Source organism: Micromonospora lupini (genome assembly GCF_026342015.1).
Lineage (GTDB): Bacteria > Actinomycetota > Actinomycetes > Mycobacteriales > Micromonosporaceae > Micromonospora > Micromonospora lupini_B.
This window is the reverse complement of record NZ_JAPENL010000002.1, coordinates 597066-614893: the sequence shown is the minus strand read 5'-3', so window position 1 is coordinate 614893 and position 17828 is coordinate 597066. Positions and strand designations below refer to the sequence as shown.

Genomic DNA, 17828 nt, shown 5'->3' with positions numbered 1-17828 from the left:
GGGGACAGAGTGCTCGACGTCAACTTCTTCGACGAGCTGCGCATTGGTCTCGCCACCGCCGACGACATCCGTCAGTGGTCGCACGGCGAGGTCAAGAAGCCTGAGACGATCAACTACCGCACCCTGAAGCCGGAGAAGGACGGACTCTTCTGCGAGAAGATCTTCGGTCCGCAGCGGGACTGGGAGTGCTACTGCGGTAAGTACAAGCGCGTCCGATTCAAGGGCATCATCTGTGAGCGCTGCGGCGTCGAGGTGACTCGCTCCAAGGTCCGTCGTGAGCGGATGGGGCACATCGAGCTCGCCGCTCCGGTGACCCACATCTGGTACTTCAAGGGCGTTCCGAGCCGGCTGGGCTACCTGCTGGACCTCGCCCCCAAGGACCTCGAAAAGATCATCTACTTCGCCTCGTACGTCGTGACGAGCGTGGACGCCGAGTCGCGTCACCGTGACCTCTCGACGATCGAGAACGAGATCCTGGCCGAGAAGCGGCAGTCCGAGAACAGCCGCGACTCGGAGATCGAGAAGCGGGCCGCCAAGCTTGAGGCCGACCTGGCCGAGCTGGAGGCCGAGGGTGCCAAGGCGGACGTCCGGCGCAAGGTCAAGGAGGGCGGAGAGCGCGAGATGCGCCAGATCCGCGACCGGGCCCAGCGCGAGATCGACCGCCTGGACGAGGTGCTTGACACCTTCCGCAAGCTGGAGCCGAAGCAGCTGGTCACCGACGAGCTGCTCTACCGCGAGCTGCGCGACCGGTTCGGTGAGTACTTCACCGGTTCCATGGGCGCGGAGGCGATCAAGGCGCTGGTCCAGAACATGGACCTCGACGCCGAGGCCGAGAGCCTGCGGGAGACCATCCGGTCCGGCAAGGGCCAGCGGAAGATCCGGGCGCTCAAGCGGCTCAAGGTCGTGGCGGCGTTCCTGAACACCCGCAACTCGCCGCTCGGCATGGTGCTGGACTGCGTCCCGGTCATCCCGCCGGACCTGCGCCCGATGGTGCAGCTCGACGGTGGCCGCTTCGCGACCTCGGACCTGAACGACCTGTACCGCCGCGTGATCAACCGGAACAACCGCCTCAAGCGGCTGATCGACCTCGGCGCTCCCGAGATCATCGTCAACAACGAGAAGCGGATGCTCCAGGAGGCCGTCGACGCGCTGTTCGACAACGGCCGTCGCGGCCGGCCGGTCACCGGCCCGGGTAACCGCCCGCTCAAGTCGCTGTCCGACATGCTCAAGGGCAAGCAGGGCCGGTTCCGCCAGAACCTGCTCGGCAAGCGCGTCGACTACTCGGGCCGTTCGGTGATCGTGGTCGGCCCGAAGCTCAAGCTGCACCAGTGCGGTCTGCCCAAGCAGATGGCGCTGGAGCTGTTCAAGCCGTTCGTGATGAAGCGGCTGGTGGACCTCAACCACGCGCAGAACATCAAGTCCGCCAAGCGGATGGTCGAGCGTCAGCGCCCGGTCGTGTGGGACGTGCTGGAAGAGGTCATCGGCGAGCACCCGGTGCTGCTCAACCGCGCGCCGACCCTGCACCGTCTGGGCATCCAGGCCTTCGAGCCGCAGCTGGTCGAGGGCAAGGCGATCCAGATCCACCCGCTGGTCTGCACCGCGTTCAACGCCGACTTCGACGGTGACCAGATGGCGGTGCACGTGCCGCTGTCCGCCGAGGCCCAGGCCGAGGCGCGGATCCTGATGCTGTCGTCGAACAACATCCTCAAGCCGGCCGACGGCAAGCCCGTCACCATGCCCACGCAGGACATGGTGATCGGCCTCTACCACCTCACCCACCTCACCGCCGGTGAGAAGGGCGAGGGCCGGGCGTTCAGCTCGGACGCCGAGGCGCGGATGGCGTTCGACAACGGCGAGCTGCACCTGCAGGCGCCTGTGAAGATCCGCCTGCGTGGCGTGGTCGGTGTCGACAACGGCGCCGGCGCCGAGGCGTGGACCGCCCCGGAGGGCTGGGTCGAGGGTGACCCGCTGACCGTGGAGACCACCCTGGGCCGGGTGCTGTTCAACGAGACGCTGCCGCAGGGCTACCGCTTCGTGAACTACGAGATCCGCAAGGGTCAGCTCTCCGCGATCGTCAACGACCTCGCCGAGCGCTTCCCCAAGGTGGCGCTGGCCGCCACCCTGGACGGGCTCAAGGAGGCCGGTTTCCACTGGGCCACCTGGTCCGGCGTGACGATCGGCATGGAGGACGTCATCGCTCCGCCGCGCAAGGCGGAGATCCTGGCGAAGTACGAGAAGGAAGCCGACCGGATCGACAAGCAGTACCAGCGTGGTCTGATGACCGCCGAGGAGCGTCGCGGCGAACTCATCGAGATCTGGACCAAGGCGACCAACGAGGTCGCCAAGGAGATGGACACCGCGCTGCCGCAGGAGAACCCACTGTGGAAGATGATCAATTCGGGTGCCCGCGGTAACCTGCTCCAGCTCCGGCAGATCGCGGCGATCCGTGGTCTGGTGGCAAACCCGAAGGGCGAGATCATCCCGCGGCCGATCAAGGCCAGCTACCGGGAGGGTCTGTCCGTGCTGGAGTACTTCATCTCCACGCACGGTGCCCGTAAGGGTCTCGCCGACACCGCCCTGCGGACCGCCGACTCGGGTTACCTGACCCGTCGTCTGGTGGACGTCTCCCAGGACGTGATCATCCGCGAGGAGGACTGCGGCACCGACCGGGCGATCCCGATGCAGATCGGCGAGAAGCTGGACGGCAAGCTCGTCGTCCACACCCACGCCGAGACCAGCGTGCACGCCCGGACGCTTGCCGACGACATCAAGGGGCCGGACGGCACCGTGGTGGCCGAGCGTGGCCAGGACATCAACTCCATCGGGGTCGACAAGATCGTCGCCGCCGGGGTGGAGACGGTCCGGGTGCGCAGCGTGCTCACCTGCGAGTCCAAGCTGGGTGTCTGCGCGGCCTGCTACGGCCGGTCGCTGCCGACGGGTAAGTCGGTCGACATCGGCGAGGCGGTCGGCATCATCGCCGCCCAGTCCATCGGTGAGCCCGGTACGCAGCTGACGATGCGTACCTTCCACACCGGTGGTGTCGCGGGTGAGGACATCACCCAGGGTCTGCCGCGTGTCCAGGAAATCTTCGAGGCGCGGGTCCCGAAGGGTAAGGCGCCCATCGCCGACACCCCGGGTCGGATCCGGATCGAGGACGGCGAGCGCTCGCGGAAGATCATCGTGGTGCCGGACGACGGCAGCGAAGAGATCGTGTACGACAAGATCTCGAAGCGCGTCAAGCTCCGGACCCACGACGGCGGTCACGTCGAGGTCGGCGAGAAGCTCACCGAGGGCACCATCGACCCGCACGAGCTGCTGCGCATCCTCGGTCCGCGCGCGGTCCAGGTCCACCTGACCCAGGAGGTCCAGGAGGTCTACCGCTCGCAGGGCGTGCTCATCCACGACAAGCACATCGAGATCATCATCCGCCAGATGCTCAAGCGGGTGACTGTCATCGACTCCGGCTCGACCGAGTTCCTGCCGGGTGTGCTCGTCGACCGGGCGCTGTTCGAGTCGGAGAACCGCCGGCTCGTGTCGGAGGGTGGCGAGCCCGCCGCCGGCCGTCCGGTGCTGATGGGTATCACCAAGGCCTCGCTTGCCACCGACTCCTGGCTCTCCGCGGCCTCCTTCCAGGAGACCACCCGGGTGCTGACCGACGCTGCGATCAACTCGCGCAGCGACTCGCTTGTCGGCCTCAAGGAGAACGTGATCATCGGTAAGCTCATCCCGGCCGGTACGGGCATCAGCAAGTACCGCAACGTCCGGGTGGAGCCGACCGAGGAGGCCAAGGCCAAGGTCTACTCGATGACCGGTTACCCGGAGACCGACTACGGGTTCGGGCCGGCCAGCGGGCAGGCTGTGCCGCTGGACGACTTCGACTTCGGGTCGTACCGCTAAGCACCGACACCGACGAGGCCCCCGGCACCTGCCGGGGGCCTCGTCGTGTGCGGACCCAGGAATTTGGGTGGCTGCTGGCGGTGGGCAGGGATGAGGCGGAGGTCGTGAAGGGCTTGCAGGATGAGCCGGCCGGTGGGTCGGGGTCGGTTGGCGAAGCCGTAGAACCCGACCACGTCGGCGTCGCCCTGCCCGAATCCACGGCCACGGCCACGGCCGCCATCTCACCCGCCGTGAACGAGGCTACCGATCCGGACAGACGCCAGGACGCCGCCCCGGCCGTCGACCGGGTTGGGCATGATGGAGACATGACGACCGCACCCGGACAGGTGTCCGTCGCGTCCCAGGGCCTGCGCCACCCGCTGGATCCGGACCCGGCCCGTGCCACGAAGGCGCGGGCGGTCTTCGCGCTGGGGCTGCTCGGCATGTTGACCGGGCTGTTCATCGGCGGGGTGGTGCCGGCGACGGTGGCGCTGCAACTGGCCCGGCAGGCCCGCCGGGAGGCGTACGCCTCGGGGGGTTTCCTGACCGGTGGCGTCTGGCTGCGGCGGGGGGAGCGGTTGGCCTGGACCGGCCTGGTGCTTGTCGCGGTCAGCGTGGTCGTCGCCGTGGTGATCGGGGTGGTCCGGCTGGCCGGCACGCCGTTCGGCCACGACTACCCGGCGAACATGGACTGACCCGCTCCACCGGCCGCGCCCGGCGCGGACGGCGTCCCTTCCGGCGGTAGCCTGGCCGGTGTCCGCCGCGCGGCGACGGCGACTGTCGACAGGAGGACCTCGTGACGGAACCGGCGCGGCTCCCGGCGGATGAACCGGCCGGGCGTCCTGACGCGCCGGCCCCGGGCCCGGCTTCCTCCGCACCGAACGACTGGGCGCGACCCGAACCGGACGCGCAGCCAGCCCCACCGGCCGACGTCCCCGATCCGGGCGCGCCGCAAGCGGGCTGGGGCGCGCCGCCCCCGCCCGGGTGGGGTCCGCCCACGGCCGAGTGGGGAGGGGCCTTCCCGCCCGGCTCCGGCCCCTCTCCCGCTTCCGGGGCGCCGCTGCCACCCGGCTGGGGTCAGCCGCCCGGTGTTCCACCCGGCTGGGGTCAGCCGCCCGCCGCTCCACCCGGCTGGGGGCCGCCGCCGTCGGGGCCCGGAGTTCCGCACGGCTGGGGTCAGCCCTCGTCGGGGCCGGGAGCGCCGGCGGGCTGGGGTCAGCCGGTACCGGGTCCGCCGCCCGGGTGGGGTGTGGCTCAGGTCCGACCGGTGCCGCCGCCCACCGACGACAAGCGGCGGCCGCCGAAGCGGGTGGAGGCGGTGCCCGGCACGCCGTTCGGCGTGGTGCACCTGGACGTGGCGCCCGTCACCTCCGGCCTGGCGACCGGGTCGCTGGTGGCGGGCATCGCGTCGATCCTGGTCTCGCTCCTGGTGATCTGCTTCGGGGTGGCGTTCGGGAACGACGGCGGCGCCTGGGCCTCCGGCGCGTTCACAGTGCTGGGGGTGCTGGCGGGGGTGGCGGCGGTCGTCACCGGTCTGCTCGGTCGGCGGCAGATCGGCCGGCCGGCCGCGCCGTCGGCGGTCCGCTTCACCGGATGTGGGTTGGCGGTGGCGGGCATCAGCTGCGGCGCGGCGGGTGCGCTGCTCAGCCTGCTGGGTCTGGGTCTGGCGCTGCTGATCACCCTGACGTGACGCGGCACACCGCCGCTGCGACGCCGGGGGACCGGGTCCGCGGTGCCTGCCCGGGGGCGACGGGTGGTCCGGCGGGGAAGCCGGTACACTTGTATCCGTAGGTGCCCATCGCGGGCGACGAGGCGGGACGAGATCCGGCCGGCGAGTGTGAGACGGTCGCCGACCCATTCCGTTTTGACCTGGACGGCTGTGGTAGGTACTCTTTCCCCTTGTGCCCGGGCATGCCCGGGCAACTCGTGCGTGCGCTGGATCCGGAGTCCGGACGGCGGCACGACAAGCCAGAGATCCGGGGCGGGGCGATCCGCGTGCCGGTGACAGAAAACCCGGTACGCCTGCGAAAGCGTCCGCACCGGGACCGTGAGTTGGGCGACACGCCCGACCGCGGGTGCCGGGGCCTCCGCAAGGTGGCCCTGGTCGGAATGTAGGAGAGCCGGTCATCAGGCCGGCTAACGAGCAGACGGCGCGGCCGCGTACAGCGGCCGAAGGGAGCGGAGAAACCCGGTGCCCACCATTCAGCAGCTGGTCCGAAAGGGCCGTCAGGCCAAGACGACCAAGACCAAGACCCCGGCGCTCAAGGGGTCCCCCCAGCGGCGCGGCGTGTGCACCCGCGTGTACACCACCACCCCCAAGAAGCCGAACTCCGCGCTGCGCAAGGTCGCTCGTGTGAAGCTCAGCAGCCAGATCGAGGTGACCGCCTACATCCCGGGCGTCGGCCACAACCTGCAGGAGCACTCGATCGTGCTCGTTCGCGGCGGCCGGGTGAAGGACCTCCCCGGCGTGCGTTACAAGATCGTCCGCGGCTCGCTTGACACCCAGGGTGTCCGCAACCGCAAGCAGGCGCGCAGCCGTTACGGCGCGAAGAAGGAGAAGAGCTGACATGCCGCGTAAGGGACCCGCTCCGCGGCGGCCACTGGTCGCTGACCCGGTGTACAACTCGCCGCTGGTCACCCAGCTGGTGAACAAGATCCTGCTGCGCGGCAAGCGCCAGCTCGCCGAGTCGATCGTGTACGCGGCCCTCGAGGGCTGCCGCGAGAAGTCCGGCACCGACCCGGTCGTCACCCTCAAGCGGGCGATGGACAACGTCAAGCCGACCCTCGAGGTGCGCAGCCGTCGTGTCGGTGGCGCCACCTACCAGGTTCCGGTCGAGGTCCGCCCCACCCGGGCGACCACCCTGGGCCTGCGTTGGCTTGTCACCTACTCCCGCGCCCGGCGTGAGAAGACCATGGTCGAGCGGCTCATGAACGAGCTGCTGGACGCGAGCAACGGCCTCGGTGCCGCCGTCAAGCGGCGCGAGGACACGCACAAGATGGCCGAGTCCAACAAGGCCTTCGCGCACTACCGCTGGTAACACCCTGGTTCCGGCGCCCCCATCGGGCGCCGGAACCGCCACCAGTTGAGTCGAGACGACGATAAGTAGGGATTGAAGTGGCCGCCGCAGACGCGCTCGCCAACGTACGCAACATCGGCATCATGGCGCACATCGATGCCGGTAAGACCACGACCACCGAGCGAATCCTGTTCTACACCGGCATCACGTACAAGATCGGTGAGGTCCACGAGGGCGCTGCCGTCATGGACTGGATGGAGCAGGAGCAGGAGCGTGGTATCACCATCACCTCCGCTGCTACCAAGTGTGAGTGGAAGGGCCACACGATCCAGATCATCGACACGCCCGGTCACGTCGACTTCACGGTCGAGGTCGAGCGGTCGCTGCGTGTGCTGGATGGTGCGGTCGCGGTCTACGACGGTGTCGCCGGCGTGGAGCCGCAGACCGAGAACGTCTGGCGGCAGGCCGACAAGTACAACGTCCCGCGGATGTGCTTCGTCAACAAGCTCGACCGGACCGGCGCCGACTTCTTCCGCTGCGTGCAGATGATGATCGACCGGCTGAACGCCACTCCGCTGGTGCTCCAGATCCCGATCGGGCTCGAGGGTGACCACATCGGTGTCGTCGACCTGATCGGCATGCGCGCTCTCACCTGGCGTGGGGAGACCCAGAAGGGTGACGACTACGCGATCGAGGAGATCCCGGCCGAGCTGGCCGACTCCGCGGCCGAGTGGCGCGAGAAGCTGATGGAGACCCTGGCCGACGTCGACGACTCGGTGATGGAGAAGTACCTGGAAGGCGAGGAGGTCTCCATCGAGGAGATCAAGGCCGCCATCCGGCGTGCCACCATCGCCGGCAAGGCCAACCCGGTGCTGTGTGGCTCGGCGTTCAAGAACAAGGGCGTCCAGCCCATGCTCGACGCCGTGGTCGACTTCCTGCCGTCGCCGCTTGACGTTCCGGCGATCGAGGGCACGGCCCCCGACGGCGAGACCCCGCTGGTGCGCAAGCCGTCCAACTCGGAGCCGTTCTCCGGTCTGGCCTTCAAGATCCAGACGGACAAGCACCTGGGCAAGCTCACCTACGTCCGGGTCTACTCCGGCACGCTCGATTCCGGATCCCAGGTGGTCAACTCCACCAAGGACCGCAAGGAGCGGATCGGCAAGATCTACCAGATGCACGCCAACAAGCGGGAAGAGCGCCCGTCGGCGCAGGCCGGTGAGATCATCGCCGTGCAGGGTCTCAAGCAGACCACCACCGGCGACACGCTCTCCGACCCGGCGAACCCGGTCATCCTGGAGTCGATGACCTTCCCGGAGCCGGTCATCTCGGTGGCGATCGAGCCGAAGACCAAGGCCGACCAGGAGAAGCTGGGCACGGCCATCCAGCGGCTGGCCGAGGAGGACCCGACTTTCCGCGTCCGTCTGGACGAGGAGACCGGTCAGACGGTCATCTCCGGCATGGGCGAGCTGCACCTGGACATCATGGTCGACCGGATGCGCCGCGAGTTCAACGTCGAGGCGAACTTCGGCAAGCCGCAGGTGGCGTACCGCGAGACCATCCGCCGCAAGGTGGACAAGGTCGAGTACACCCACAAGAAGCAGACCGGTGGTTCCGGCCAGTACGCCCGCGTCATCGTGAGCGTCGAGCCGCTTCCGCTGGACAACGACTCGCCGACCTACGAGTTCGCCAACGCCGTCAGCGGTGGCCGTATCCCCCGGGAGTTCATCCCCTCGGTGGACGCGGGCGCCCAGGACGCGATGCAGTACGGCATCCTCGCCGGCTTCCCGCTTGTCGGCGTCAAGCTGACCCTGCTGGACGGCCAGTACCACGAGGTCGACTCGTCGGAAATGGCATTCAAGATCGCCGGCTCGATGGTGATGAAGGACGCGGCCCGCAAGGCCGACCCGGCGTTGCTCGAGCCGATGATGGCTGTTGAGGTCACCACTCCTGAGGAGAACATGGGTGACGTCATCGGCGACCTCAACTCCCGCCGCGGCATCATCCAGGCGATGGAGGAGCGCAGTGGCGCCCGCATCGTCCGTGCTCTGGTGCCGTTGTCGGAGATGTTCGGCTACGTCGGCGACCTGCGGTCGAAGACCCAGGGCCGGGCTAGCTACAGCATGCAGTTCGACTCCTACGCCGAGGTTCCGCAGAGCGTCGCGAAGGAGATCATCGCCAAGGCAACGGGCGAGTAACGCCCCGAGCAGGTGATTCGTGGTTGGTCGCGGGTGGTTCCACCCGCCCGCGGCCACCACGATCGGACCGCGTGAGACCGGGCCTGTAGGCTTCATCGCCGCAGAACCCACAGAGGCTCTCCGGCCGTTCGGCCGGAAAGGCTGTCGACAGAGTCCTAAGCGCCGACCGGCGCGCCGGGCGTACGAACCAAGAAGTCCACAGGAGGACACCAGTGGCGAAGGCTAAGTTCGAGCGGACTAAGCCGCACGTCAACATCGGCACCATTGGTCACATCGACCACGGTAAGACGACGCTGACGGCGGCCATCACCAAGGTCCTGCACGACCAGTTCCCGGACCTGAACCCTTACACGCCGTTCGACGAGATCGACAAGGCGCCGGAGGAGAAGGCCCGCGGCATCACGATCTCGATCGCGCACGTCGAGTACCAGACCGAGGCGCGGCACTACGCGCACGTCGACTGCCCCGGCCACGCGGACTACATCAAGAACATGATCACCGGTGCCGCGCAGATGGATGGCGCGATCCTGGTGGTCGCGGCGACCGACGGCCCGATGCCGCAGACCCGCGAGCACGTGCTGCTGGCGCGTCAGGTTGGTGTGCCGTACATCGTCGTGGCGCTCAACAAGAGCGACATGGTCGACGACGAGGAGCTCCTGGAGCTCGTCGAGCTCGAGGTCCGTGAGCTGCTCTCCTCGCAGGAGTACCCGGGTGACGACCTGCCGGTCGTTCGGGTTTCGGCGCTGAAGGCCCTCGAGGGTGACCCCGAGTGGACCGGCAAGCTCCTGGACCTGATGACCGCGGTCGACACCTCGATCCCGCAGCCGGACCGCGAGGTTGACAAGCCGTTCCTGATGCCGGTTGAGGACGTCTTCACGATCACCGGTCGTGGCACCGTCGTCACCGGTCGCGTGGAGCGCGGCGTTCTCCTGCCGAACGAGGATGTCGAGCTCGTCGGTATCAAGGAGAAGAGCTTCAAGACCAAGGTCACCGCGATCGAGATGTTCCGGAAGACCCTGGACGACGCCCGCGCAGGCGAGAACGTCGGCCTGCTGCTGCGCGGCACCAAGCGCGACGAGGTCGAGCGCGGCATGGTCGTCGTGAAGCCGGGCTCGAACACCCCGCACACGGAGTTCGAGGCGACGGTCTACATCCTCTCCAAGGAGGAGGGCGGCCGGCACACCCCGTTCTTCCAGAACTACCGCCCGCAGTTCTACTTCCGGACCACGGACGTCACCGGTGTCGTCACCCTCCCCGAGGGCACCGAGATGGTCATGCCGGGCGACAACACCACCATGTCGGTGAAGCTGATCCAGCCCATCGCCATGGAGGAGAACCTCAAGTTCGCGATCCGCGAGGGTGGCCGCACCGTCGGCGCCGGGTTCGTCACCAAGATCATCAAGTGAGCTAGGTAACCCCGATTAGACCCGCCGCCGGTCGTGCGGCATACTAGTCAGGTTGCGTAACGACAGTTCGTCGCCTGTGTTCGGCTTTCGCTGAACCTCCGGGTGGCGAGACAGTCGAGCGTGGGGTGGTTGGCGGCCCAGTCGCCAACCACCCTCGCACGGCGTTCAGGTCGCGGTAACGCGATCGGCGCCTTGACCCACCGCGCGGTCAGCACCACTCCGGAACCACGGGGCGGAGCCCGGCCCGAGGGCGCGACACGCCCGACCGCGGGGGTCGGCGAAGTGGGCCTGTGCCAGCCGGTACAGGCGCCCGCAACACAGCGGCATCGAGAGAAGGAACAGAAGCCACCATGGCGGGACAGAAGATCCGCATCCGGCTCAAGGCCTATGACCACGAGGTCGTCGACTCCTCGGCTCGGAAGATCGTCGAGACGGTGACGCGCACCGGGGCGCAGGTCGCGGGCCCGGTGCCGCTGCCCACGGAGATCAACCGTTTCTGCGTTATCCGCTCGCCGCACAAGTACAAGGACTCGCGCGAGCACTTCGAGATGCGCACGCACAAGCGGCTGATCGACATCATCGACCCGACCCCGAAGACGGTCGACTCGCTCATGCGCCTCGACCTGCCGGCTGGCGTCGACATCGAGATCAAGCTGTAGGGACCGGACAAATGGACAGGCAAGTCAAGGGGATCCTGGGCGCCAAGCTCGGCATGACCCAGGTCTGGGACAACAACCGTGTTGTTCCCGTGACCGTGGTCGAGGCCGGCCCGTGCGTCATCAGCCAGGTTCGTAGCGCCGAGAAGGACGGTTACTCCGCGGTCCAGCTCGCGTACGGCACGATCGACCCGCGCAAGGTGAAGAAGCCGGTCAGCGGGCACTACGCGAAGGCGGACGTGGCGCCGCGCCGGCACATCGTCGAGCTGCGCACCACGGACGCCGGGGAATACTCGCTCGGCCAGGAGGTCACGGTCGAGGAGTTCCCGGCCGGCCTCACGATCGACGTCACCGGCAAGACCAAGGGCAAGGGCTACGCCGGCCCGATGAAGCGGCACGGCTTCCACGGTCTGCGCGCCAGCCACGGTGTCGAGCGCAAGCACCGCTCGCCCGGTTCCATCGGCGCCTGCGCCACCCCGGGTCGTGTCTTCAAGGGCACCCGGATGGCCGGCCGCATGGGTGGCGTGCGCTACACCGTGCAGAACCTCACCGTCCAGGCGGTCGACACCGAGAACAACCTGCTGCTCGTCCGTGGTGCCATTCCTGGCCCCAAGGGCGCGTTGGTTCTGGTCCGTACCGCGGCCAAGAGCAAGGTGAAGAAGGGCGGTGCGGCCAAGTGACCACCGTTGACGTACGCACCGTCGAAGGCACCACCAGCAGCTCGGTCGAGCTGCCGGCGGACATCTTCGACGTGCAGGCCAACGTCGCGCTGATGCACCAGGTCGTGGTGGCCCAGCTCGCGGCGGCCCGACAGGGCACGCACAAGGCCAAGACCCGCGGCGAGGTCGCCGGTGGCGGCAAGAAGCCGTACAAGCAGAAGGGCACCGGTCGCGCCCGGCAGGGCTCGATCCGCGCGCCGCAGTTCGCCGGCGGTGGCGTGGTGCACGGTCCCGTGCCGCGCGACTACAGCCAGCGGACCCCGAAGAAGATGAAGGCCGCCGCGCTGCGGGGTGCCCTCTCGGACCGGGCCCGCGCCGGGCAGGTGCACGTCGTCGAGGCGTTCGTCTCGGGCGAGAAGCCGTCGACCAAGGCCGCTCTGGCCACGCTGACCAAGCTCACCGAGGCCCGTCGGGTCCTGGTCGTGTTGAGCAGCACCGACGAGCTGAACTGGGTGTCGCTGCGCAATGAGCCGCGGGTGCACCTGATCGAGTCCGGCCAGCTGAACACGTATGACGTGCTGGTGGCCGACGACGTGGTCTTCACCAAGGACGCCCTGGACGAGTTCCTGGGCGTGCCCGCCGAGACCACCGAGGAGGGTGGCAAGTGAGCACGATCGCCGACCCGCGCGACATCATCGTGGCGCCGGTCGTCTCGGAGAAGAGCTACAGCGAGCTGAACCGGAACTGGTACACCTTCCTGGTGCACCCGGACGCGAACAAGACCGAGATCAAGATCGCTATCCAGCAGATCTTCGACGTCCGCGTCCTGACGGTCAACACGCTCAACCGCCAGGGTAAGCGCAAGCGCACCAAGACCGGCTTCGGTCAGCGCAAGGCGACCAAGCGGGCGATCGTGAAGCTGGCTGACGGTGACCGTATCGAGGCCTTCGGCGGCCCGGTCAGCTGAGGGGTGTAGACAATGGCTATCCGTAAGTACAAGCCGACGACGCCGGGCCGACGTGGCTCAAGCGTCGCCGACTTCGCCGAGATCACCCGGTCCACGCCGGAGAAGTCGCTTCTGGCTCCGCTGCCGAAGAAGGGCGGGCGTAACGCCCACGGCCGGATCACCACGCGGCACCACGGTGGCGGTCACAAGCGCCAGTACCGTCTGATCGACTTCAAGCGGGTCGACAAGGACGGCGTGCCGGCGAAGGTCGCTCACATCGAGTACGACCCGAACCGCACGGCGCGCATCGCGCTGCTGCACTACGCCGACGGCGAGAAGCGGTACATCATCGCGCCGAAGGACATGAAGCAGGGCGACCGCGTCGAGTCCGGTCCGGGCGCCGACATCAAGCCGGGTAACAACCTGCCGCTGCGCAACATCCCGGTCGGTACCACGATCCACAACGTGGAGCTGCGTCCGGGCGGCGGGGCCAAGCTGGCCCGTTCCGCGGGCGTCGGCATCCAGCTGCTCGGCCGCGAGGGCGCGTACGCGACCCTGCGTATGCCGTCCGGCGAGATCCGGCGGGTGGACGTGCGTTGCCGCGCGAGCGTCGGCGAGATCGGCAACGCCGACCAGTCGAACATCAACTGGGGTAAGGCCGGCCGTATGCGGTGGAAGGGCAAGCGCCCGACCGTCCGTGGTGTCGCCATGAACCCGGTCGACCACCCGCACGGTGGTGGTGAGGGTAAGACCTCCGGTGGTCGCCACCCGGTCAACCCGCAGGGTAAGCCCGAGGGCCGCACCCGCCGTAAGGGCCAGCCGAGCGACAAGCTGATCGTCCGCCGCCGCTACGCCACGCGTAAGCGCGGCTGAGGGAGATAAGACATGCCTCGCAGCCTCAAGAAGGGCCCGTTCGTAGACGACCACCTGCTCAAGAAGGTGGAAGTGCAGAACGACAAGGGCTCGAAGAACGTGATCAAGACCTGGTCGCGGCGCTCGACGATCATCCCGGAGATGCTCGGGCACACGATCGCGGTGCACGACGGACGCAAGCACGTCCCGGTGTTCGTGACCGAGGCGATGGTCGGGCACAAGCTCGGCGAGTTCGCGCTGACCCGCACGTTCAAGGGTCACGAGAAGGACGACCGGAAGAGCCGTCGGCGCTGACGCCGCGGGCATACGGATAGAGGGAACAAGGGGTTACAGCGATGCCAGGAAAGGGCGACGCTCCGGTGCTTCCGGGCGCGCGGGCGGTTGCGCGGCACGTGCGCATCTCGCCGATGAAGGCGCGCCGGGTGGTCAACCTCGTCCGCGGCCTGCCCGCGAAGGAGGCGCTCACGGTGCTGCAGTTCGCGCCGCAGGCGGCGAGCGAGCAGGTGTACAAGGTGCTCGCTAGCGCGATCGCCAACGCGGAGAACAACGAGCGGCTGGACCCCGACGCGCTGCTCGTCAGCGAGGCGTTCGTGGACGAGGGCCCGACGATGAAGCGGTTCCAGCCGCGGGCACAGGGTCGGGCGTACCGGATCCGCAAGCGCACCTGCCACATCACCGTGGCGGTCGAGGCGGTCGCGCCGGCAGCGCCGAGGAAGGCCGCGGCGAAGAAGGCCGCCCCGGCCACGGAGGCCGCACCGGCCGAAGCGCAGAGCAAGACGGAGGACGCCGAGTAATGGGTCAGAAGGTTCACCCCACTGGGTTCCGGCTCGGCATCTCGACCGACTGGAAGTCCCGCTGGTTCGCAGACAAGCTCTACAAGGACTACATCGGCGAGGATGTCAAGATCCGCCGCATGATGTCCAAGGGCCTCGAGCGTGCCGGGATTTCCAAGGTCGACATCGAGCGCACCCGCGACCGCGTCCGCGTCGACATCCACACCGCCCGGCCGGGCATCGTCATCGGCCGTAAGGGTGCGGAGGCCGACCGGATCCGCGGCGAGCTCGAGAAGCTCACCGGCAAGCAGGTCCAGCTGAACATCATCGAGGTGAAGAACCCCGAGTCGGACGCTCAGCTCGTCGCGCAGGGCGTGGCCGAGCAGCTGTCCAGCCGGGTCAGCTTCCGTCGGGCGATGCGCAAGGCCATGCAGTCGGCCATGAAGAACCCGGTCTGCAAGGGCATCCGGGTTCAGGTCTCGGGTCGCCTCGGCGGCGCCGAGATGAGCCGGACCGAGTTCTACCGCGAGGGCCGGGTTCCGCTGCACACGCTGCGGGCCAACATCGAGTACGGCTTCTTCGAGGCCCGTACCACCTTCGGCCGGATCGGTGTGAAGGTCTGGATCTACAAGGGCGACGCCGTCCCGGGCCGGGAGGCTCCGGCCGAGGCCGGTCCGTCGCGCCCGCGTCGTGGTGAGCGTGGCGACCGTCCCGAGCGTCCGCGCCGTGGCCGGTCCGGTTCGTCCGGCACGACCGCTGGTGGCACCGAGGCCGGCCGGGCTGCTGCGACCACCATCGCGCAGCAGGCCGAGACGCCGAGTGGCGAGCCGGTCGACAGCGCTGCTGTCGCGGCCGCGGCTGCTCCGGCAGAAACGCAGCAGGAGGGCTGACAGATGCTGATGCCGCGCAAGCCCCCGAAGGGCTTCCGCAAGCCGCACCACCCGGACCGCAGTGGCGCGTCCAAGGGTGGTAACCGGGTGGTGTTCGGCGAGTTCGGGATCCAGGCTCTCGAGCCGGCGTACGTGACGAACCGGCAGATCGAGTCGGCACGTATCGCGATGACTCGCCACATCAAGCGTGGTGGCAAGGTCTGGATCACGATCTTCCCGGACCAGGCCCTCACCAAGAAGCCTGCCGAGACCCGGATGGGTTCCGGTAAGGGTTCGCCCGAGTGGTGGGTCGCCAACGTCAAGCCGGGGCGGGTTCTCTTCGAGATGTCCTTCCCCAACGAGCAGACCGCGCGAGAGGCCATGCGTCGCGCGATTCACAAGCTCCCGATGAAGTGCCGCATTGTTACGCGCGAAGTGGGTGAATCCTGATGGCAGCGGGCGTTAAGGCGACCGAGCTGCGTGAGCTCTCCGAAGAGGAGCTGGTCACGAAGCTGCGGGAGGCCAAGGCGGAGCTGTTCAACCTCCGCGTGCAGGCCGCAACCGGGCAGCTGGACAACAACCGGCGGTTGCAGGTCATCCGTCGGGAGATCGCCCGGATCTACACGATCATGCGTGAGCGCGAGCTGGGGCTCTCGGCCGCGCCGACTGAGGTGACTGCATCATGACCGAAGAGACCGCCACCGCCGCCGCGCGGTCGCGCCGCAAGGTCCGCGAGGGCCTGGTGATCAGCGACAAGATGGACAAGACCGTCGTCGTCGAGGTCGAGGACCGGGTTCGGCACGCGCTGTACGGCAAGATCATGCGCCGTACGGCCAAGCTGAAGGTGCACGACGAGCAGAACGCCGCTGGCACCGGTGACCGGGTTCTCATCATGGAGACCCGGCCGCTGAGCGCCACCAAGCGTTGGCGGATCGTGGAGATCCTGGAAAAGGCCAAGTAGCGAAGGCTCGAGCTCGCCCGGCGATGCGTCGGGCGTAGGTTCCGCCAGGCTCCGGCCGGCCGCGACGGCGGCCGGAGAACCGGCAGACATAGGAGATAGACGTGATTCAGCAGGAGTCGCGACTGCGCGTCGCCGACAACACGGGTGCTCGGGAGATCCTGTGCATCCGGGTTCTCGGTGGCTCCGGTCGGCGCTACGCGAGCATCGGCGACGTCATCGTGGCCACGGTCAAGGACGCGATCCCGGGTGCCGGTGTGAAGAAGGGCGACGTCGTCAAGGCTGTCGTCGTTCGCACGGCCAAGGAGAAGCGGCGGCCGGACGGCTCGTACATCCGCTTCGACGAGAACGCCGCCGTCATCATCAAGGACGGCGGGGACCCGCGCGGTACCCGCATCTTCGGCCCTGTGGGTCGGGAGCTGCGGGACAAGCGGTTCATGAAGATCATTTCCCTCGCGCCGGAGGTGTTGTGACCGTGAAGGTCAAGAAGGGCGACACGGTCGTCATCATCGCCGGCAAGGACAAGGGTGCCAAGGGCAAGGTCATCGCGGCCTACCCGCGGCAGGACAAGGTCCTGGTCGAGGGCGTGAACCGGGTCAAGAAGCACACCCGCATCAGCACCACCCAGCGTGGCGCCAAGACCGGCGGCATCGTCACTCAGGAGGCCCCGATCCACGTCTCGAACGTGCAGGTCCTGGACTCCGACGGCAAGCCGACCCGCGTCGGTTACCGGATCGACGACAACGGCCAGAAGGTCCGCATCGCGCGTAGCACCGGTAAGGACCTGTGATGACCACGGCTACCGAAAAGACCCTGCCGCGCCTCAAGGAGCGGTACCGCAACGAGATCGTGGCCCAGCTGCGTGAGCAGAACAGCTACGGCAACCCCATGCAGGTGCCGCGGCTGGTCAAGATCGTCGTCAACATGGGTGTCGGCGAGGCAGCTCGCGACGCCAAGCTGATCGACGGCGCGGTCCGCGACCTCGCCACGATCACCGGCCAGAAGCCGCAGGTGCGGCGGGCGACCAAGTCCATCGCGCAGTTCAAGCTCCGCGAGGGCATGCCGATCGGCGCGAAGGTGACCCTTCGCGGCGACCGCATGTGGGAGTTCCTGGACCGGCTGCTGTCCATCGCGTTGCCGCGTATCCGCGACTTCCGCGGTCTGGACGGGCGCAAGCTGGACGGGCACGGCAACTACACGTTCGGTCTGACCGAGCAGTCCGTGTTCCACGAGATCGACCAGGACCGGATCGATCGCCAGCGGGGCATGGACATCACGGTGGTCACCACCGCCACGACCGACGACGAGGGCCGGGCGCTGCTCAAGCTCCTGGGCTTCCCGTTCAAGGAGAACTGAGATGGCCAAGAAGGCGCTGATCATCAAGGCGGCCGCGAAGCCGAAGTTCTCGGTTCGCGCGTACACCCGCTGCCAGCGGTGCGGGCGTCCGAAGGCGGTCTACCGCAAGTTCGGGCTCTGCCGGGTCTGCATCCGGGAGATGGCTCACCGCGGTGAGCTGCCGGGCGTGTCCAAGGCTTCCTGGTAAGGGCGACCGCGTCCCGGCCGTCGGCCGGGAACTCCTGCACCGATTAGGTATTGCTCT

General features: G+C 68.1%; 22 protein-coding genes. All 22 read left to right on the top strand.

All coding sequences use genetic code 11. The annotated features are described in order from the left end of the window. Positions 1 to 9: 9 nt before the first annotated feature. Positions 10 to 3897, top strand: coding sequence for a DNA-directed RNA polymerase subunit beta' (locus OOJ91_RS17690; RefSeq protein WP_266246346.1), 3888 nt, complete (start codon positions 10 to 12; stop codon positions 3895 to 3897). 305 nt (positions 3898 to 4202) lie between these two features. Then, positions 4203 to 4571 carry a hypothetical protein gene (locus tag OOJ91_RS17685; RefSeq protein ID WP_007465321.1) on the top strand — a complete coding sequence of 123 codons (369 nt, stop codon included), beginning with the start codon at positions 4203 to 4205 and terminating at the stop codon, positions 4569 to 4571. 614 nt (positions 4572 to 5185) lie between these two features. Further along, positions 5186 to 5566 carry a hypothetical protein gene (locus tag OOJ91_RS17680; protein ID WP_266249747.1) on the top strand — a complete coding sequence of 127 codons (381 nt, stop codon included), beginning with the start codon at positions 5186 to 5188 and terminating at the stop codon, positions 5564 to 5566. A gap of 501 nt (positions 5567 to 6067) precedes the next feature. Beyond that, positions 6068 to 6442 (top strand): 30S ribosomal protein S12, encoded by a 375-nt coding sequence (gene rpsL / locus OOJ91_RS17675; RefSeq protein WP_007465318.1) that lies wholly within the window; start codon positions 6068 to 6070, stop codon positions 6440 to 6442. Between the two features lies 1 nt (position 6443). Further along, entirely contained in the window at positions 6444 to 6914 is a 471-nt protein-coding gene (rpsG, locus tag OOJ91_RS17670; protein ID WP_007465317.1) for a 30S ribosomal protein S7, read from the top strand. A gap of 77 nt (positions 6915 to 6991) precedes the next feature. Then, a complete protein-coding gene (fusA, locus tag OOJ91_RS17665; RefSeq protein WP_266246344.1) occupies positions 6992 to 9088 on the top strand; it encodes an elongation factor G in 2097 nt (698 codons plus the stop codon). A 212-nt stretch (positions 9089 to 9300) separates the two neighbouring features. Further along, positions 9301 to 10494, top strand: a complete 1194-nt coding sequence (tuf, locus tag OOJ91_RS17660) for an elongation factor Tu (RefSeq protein ID WP_266246343.1) — start codon at positions 9301 to 9303, stop codon at positions 10492 to 10494. A 350-nt stretch (positions 10495 to 10844) separates the two neighbouring features. Further along, positions 10845 to 11153 carry a 30S ribosomal protein S10 gene (gene rpsJ / locus OOJ91_RS17655; protein ID WP_007073037.1) on the top strand — a complete coding sequence of 103 codons (309 nt, stop codon included), beginning with the start codon at positions 10845 to 10847 and terminating at the stop codon, positions 11151 to 11153. Positions 11154 to 11164: 11 nt separating this feature from the next. Next, a complete protein-coding gene (gene rplC, locus OOJ91_RS17650) occupies positions 11165 to 11830 on the top strand; it encodes a 50S ribosomal protein L3 (RefSeq protein WP_266246328.1) in 666 nt (221 codons plus the stop codon). Then, complete coding sequence (gene rplD / locus OOJ91_RS17645) at positions 11827 to 12477, top strand: 50S ribosomal protein L4 (protein ID WP_007465305.1); 651 nt, start codon at positions 11827 to 11829, stop codon at positions 12475 to 12477. Before rplC ends, rplD begins: the two co-directional genes overlap by 4 nt. Then, positions 12474 to 12776, top strand: coding sequence for a 50S ribosomal protein L23 (gene rplW / locus OOJ91_RS17640; protein ID WP_088998352.1), 303 nt, complete (start codon positions 12474 to 12476; stop codon positions 12774 to 12776). Before rplD ends, rplW begins: the two co-directional genes overlap by 4 nt. Positions 12777 to 12788: 12 nt before the next feature. Continuing rightward, complete coding sequence (gene rplB / locus OOJ91_RS17635; RefSeq protein WP_007465301.1) at positions 12789 to 13628, top strand: 50S ribosomal protein L2; 840 nt, start codon at positions 12789 to 12791, stop codon at positions 13626 to 13628. Positions 13629 to 13640: 12 nt separating this feature from the next. Further along, positions 13641 to 13922, top strand: a complete 282-nt coding sequence (gene rpsS / locus OOJ91_RS17630; RefSeq protein ID WP_007465299.1) for a 30S ribosomal protein S19 — start codon at positions 13641 to 13643, stop codon at positions 13920 to 13922. Between the two features lie 41 nt (positions 13923 to 13963). Next, complete coding sequence (gene rplV, locus OOJ91_RS17625; protein WP_007465297.1) at positions 13964 to 14422, top strand: 50S ribosomal protein L22; 459 nt, start codon at positions 13964 to 13966, stop codon at positions 14420 to 14422. Then, complete coding sequence (gene rpsC, locus OOJ91_RS17620; protein WP_007465294.1) at positions 14422 to 15291, top strand: 30S ribosomal protein S3; 870 nt, start codon at positions 14422 to 14424, stop codon at positions 15289 to 15291. The genes rplV and rpsC overlap by 1 nt, the downstream gene beginning before the upstream one ends. Positions 15292 to 15294: 3 nt before the next feature. Continuing rightward, complete coding sequence (gene rplP / locus OOJ91_RS17615) at positions 15295 to 15720, top strand: 50S ribosomal protein L16 (RefSeq protein WP_053653940.1); 426 nt, start codon at positions 15295 to 15297, stop codon at positions 15718 to 15720. Beyond that, a complete protein-coding gene (gene rpmC, locus OOJ91_RS17610) occupies positions 15720 to 15956 on the top strand; it encodes a 50S ribosomal protein L29 (RefSeq protein WP_007465283.1) in 237 nt (78 codons plus the stop codon). The genes rplP and rpmC overlap by 1 nt, the downstream gene beginning before the upstream one ends. Beyond that, positions 15953 to 16231, top strand: a complete 279-nt coding sequence (rpsQ, locus tag OOJ91_RS17605; RefSeq protein ID WP_030489590.1) for a 30S ribosomal protein S17 — start codon at positions 15953 to 15955, stop codon at positions 16229 to 16231. The genes rpmC and rpsQ overlap by 4 nt, the downstream gene beginning before the upstream one ends. Before the next feature lie 101 nt (positions 16232 to 16332). Then, complete coding sequence (gene rplN, locus OOJ91_RS17600) at positions 16333 to 16701, top strand: 50S ribosomal protein L14 (RefSeq protein ID WP_007073026.1); 369 nt, start codon at positions 16333 to 16335, stop codon at positions 16699 to 16701. After that, positions 16698 to 17018 carry a 50S ribosomal protein L24 gene (gene rplX, locus OOJ91_RS17595; protein ID WP_179781030.1) on the top strand — a complete coding sequence of 107 codons (321 nt, stop codon included), beginning with the start codon at positions 16698 to 16700 and terminating at the stop codon, positions 17016 to 17018. Before rplN ends, rplX begins: the two co-directional genes overlap by 4 nt. Beyond that, a complete protein-coding gene (rplE, locus tag OOJ91_RS17590) occupies positions 17018 to 17584 on the top strand; it encodes a 50S ribosomal protein L5 (protein ID WP_124776994.1) in 567 nt (188 codons plus the stop codon). The genes rplX and rplE overlap by 1 nt, the downstream gene beginning before the upstream one ends. 1 nt (position 17585) lies before the next feature. After that, positions 17586 to 17771 carry a type Z 30S ribosomal protein S14 gene (locus tag OOJ91_RS17585; protein WP_007465272.1) on the top strand — a complete coding sequence of 62 codons (186 nt, stop codon included), beginning with the start codon at positions 17586 to 17588 and terminating at the stop codon, positions 17769 to 17771. Positions 17772 to 17828: the final 57 nt, after the last annotated feature.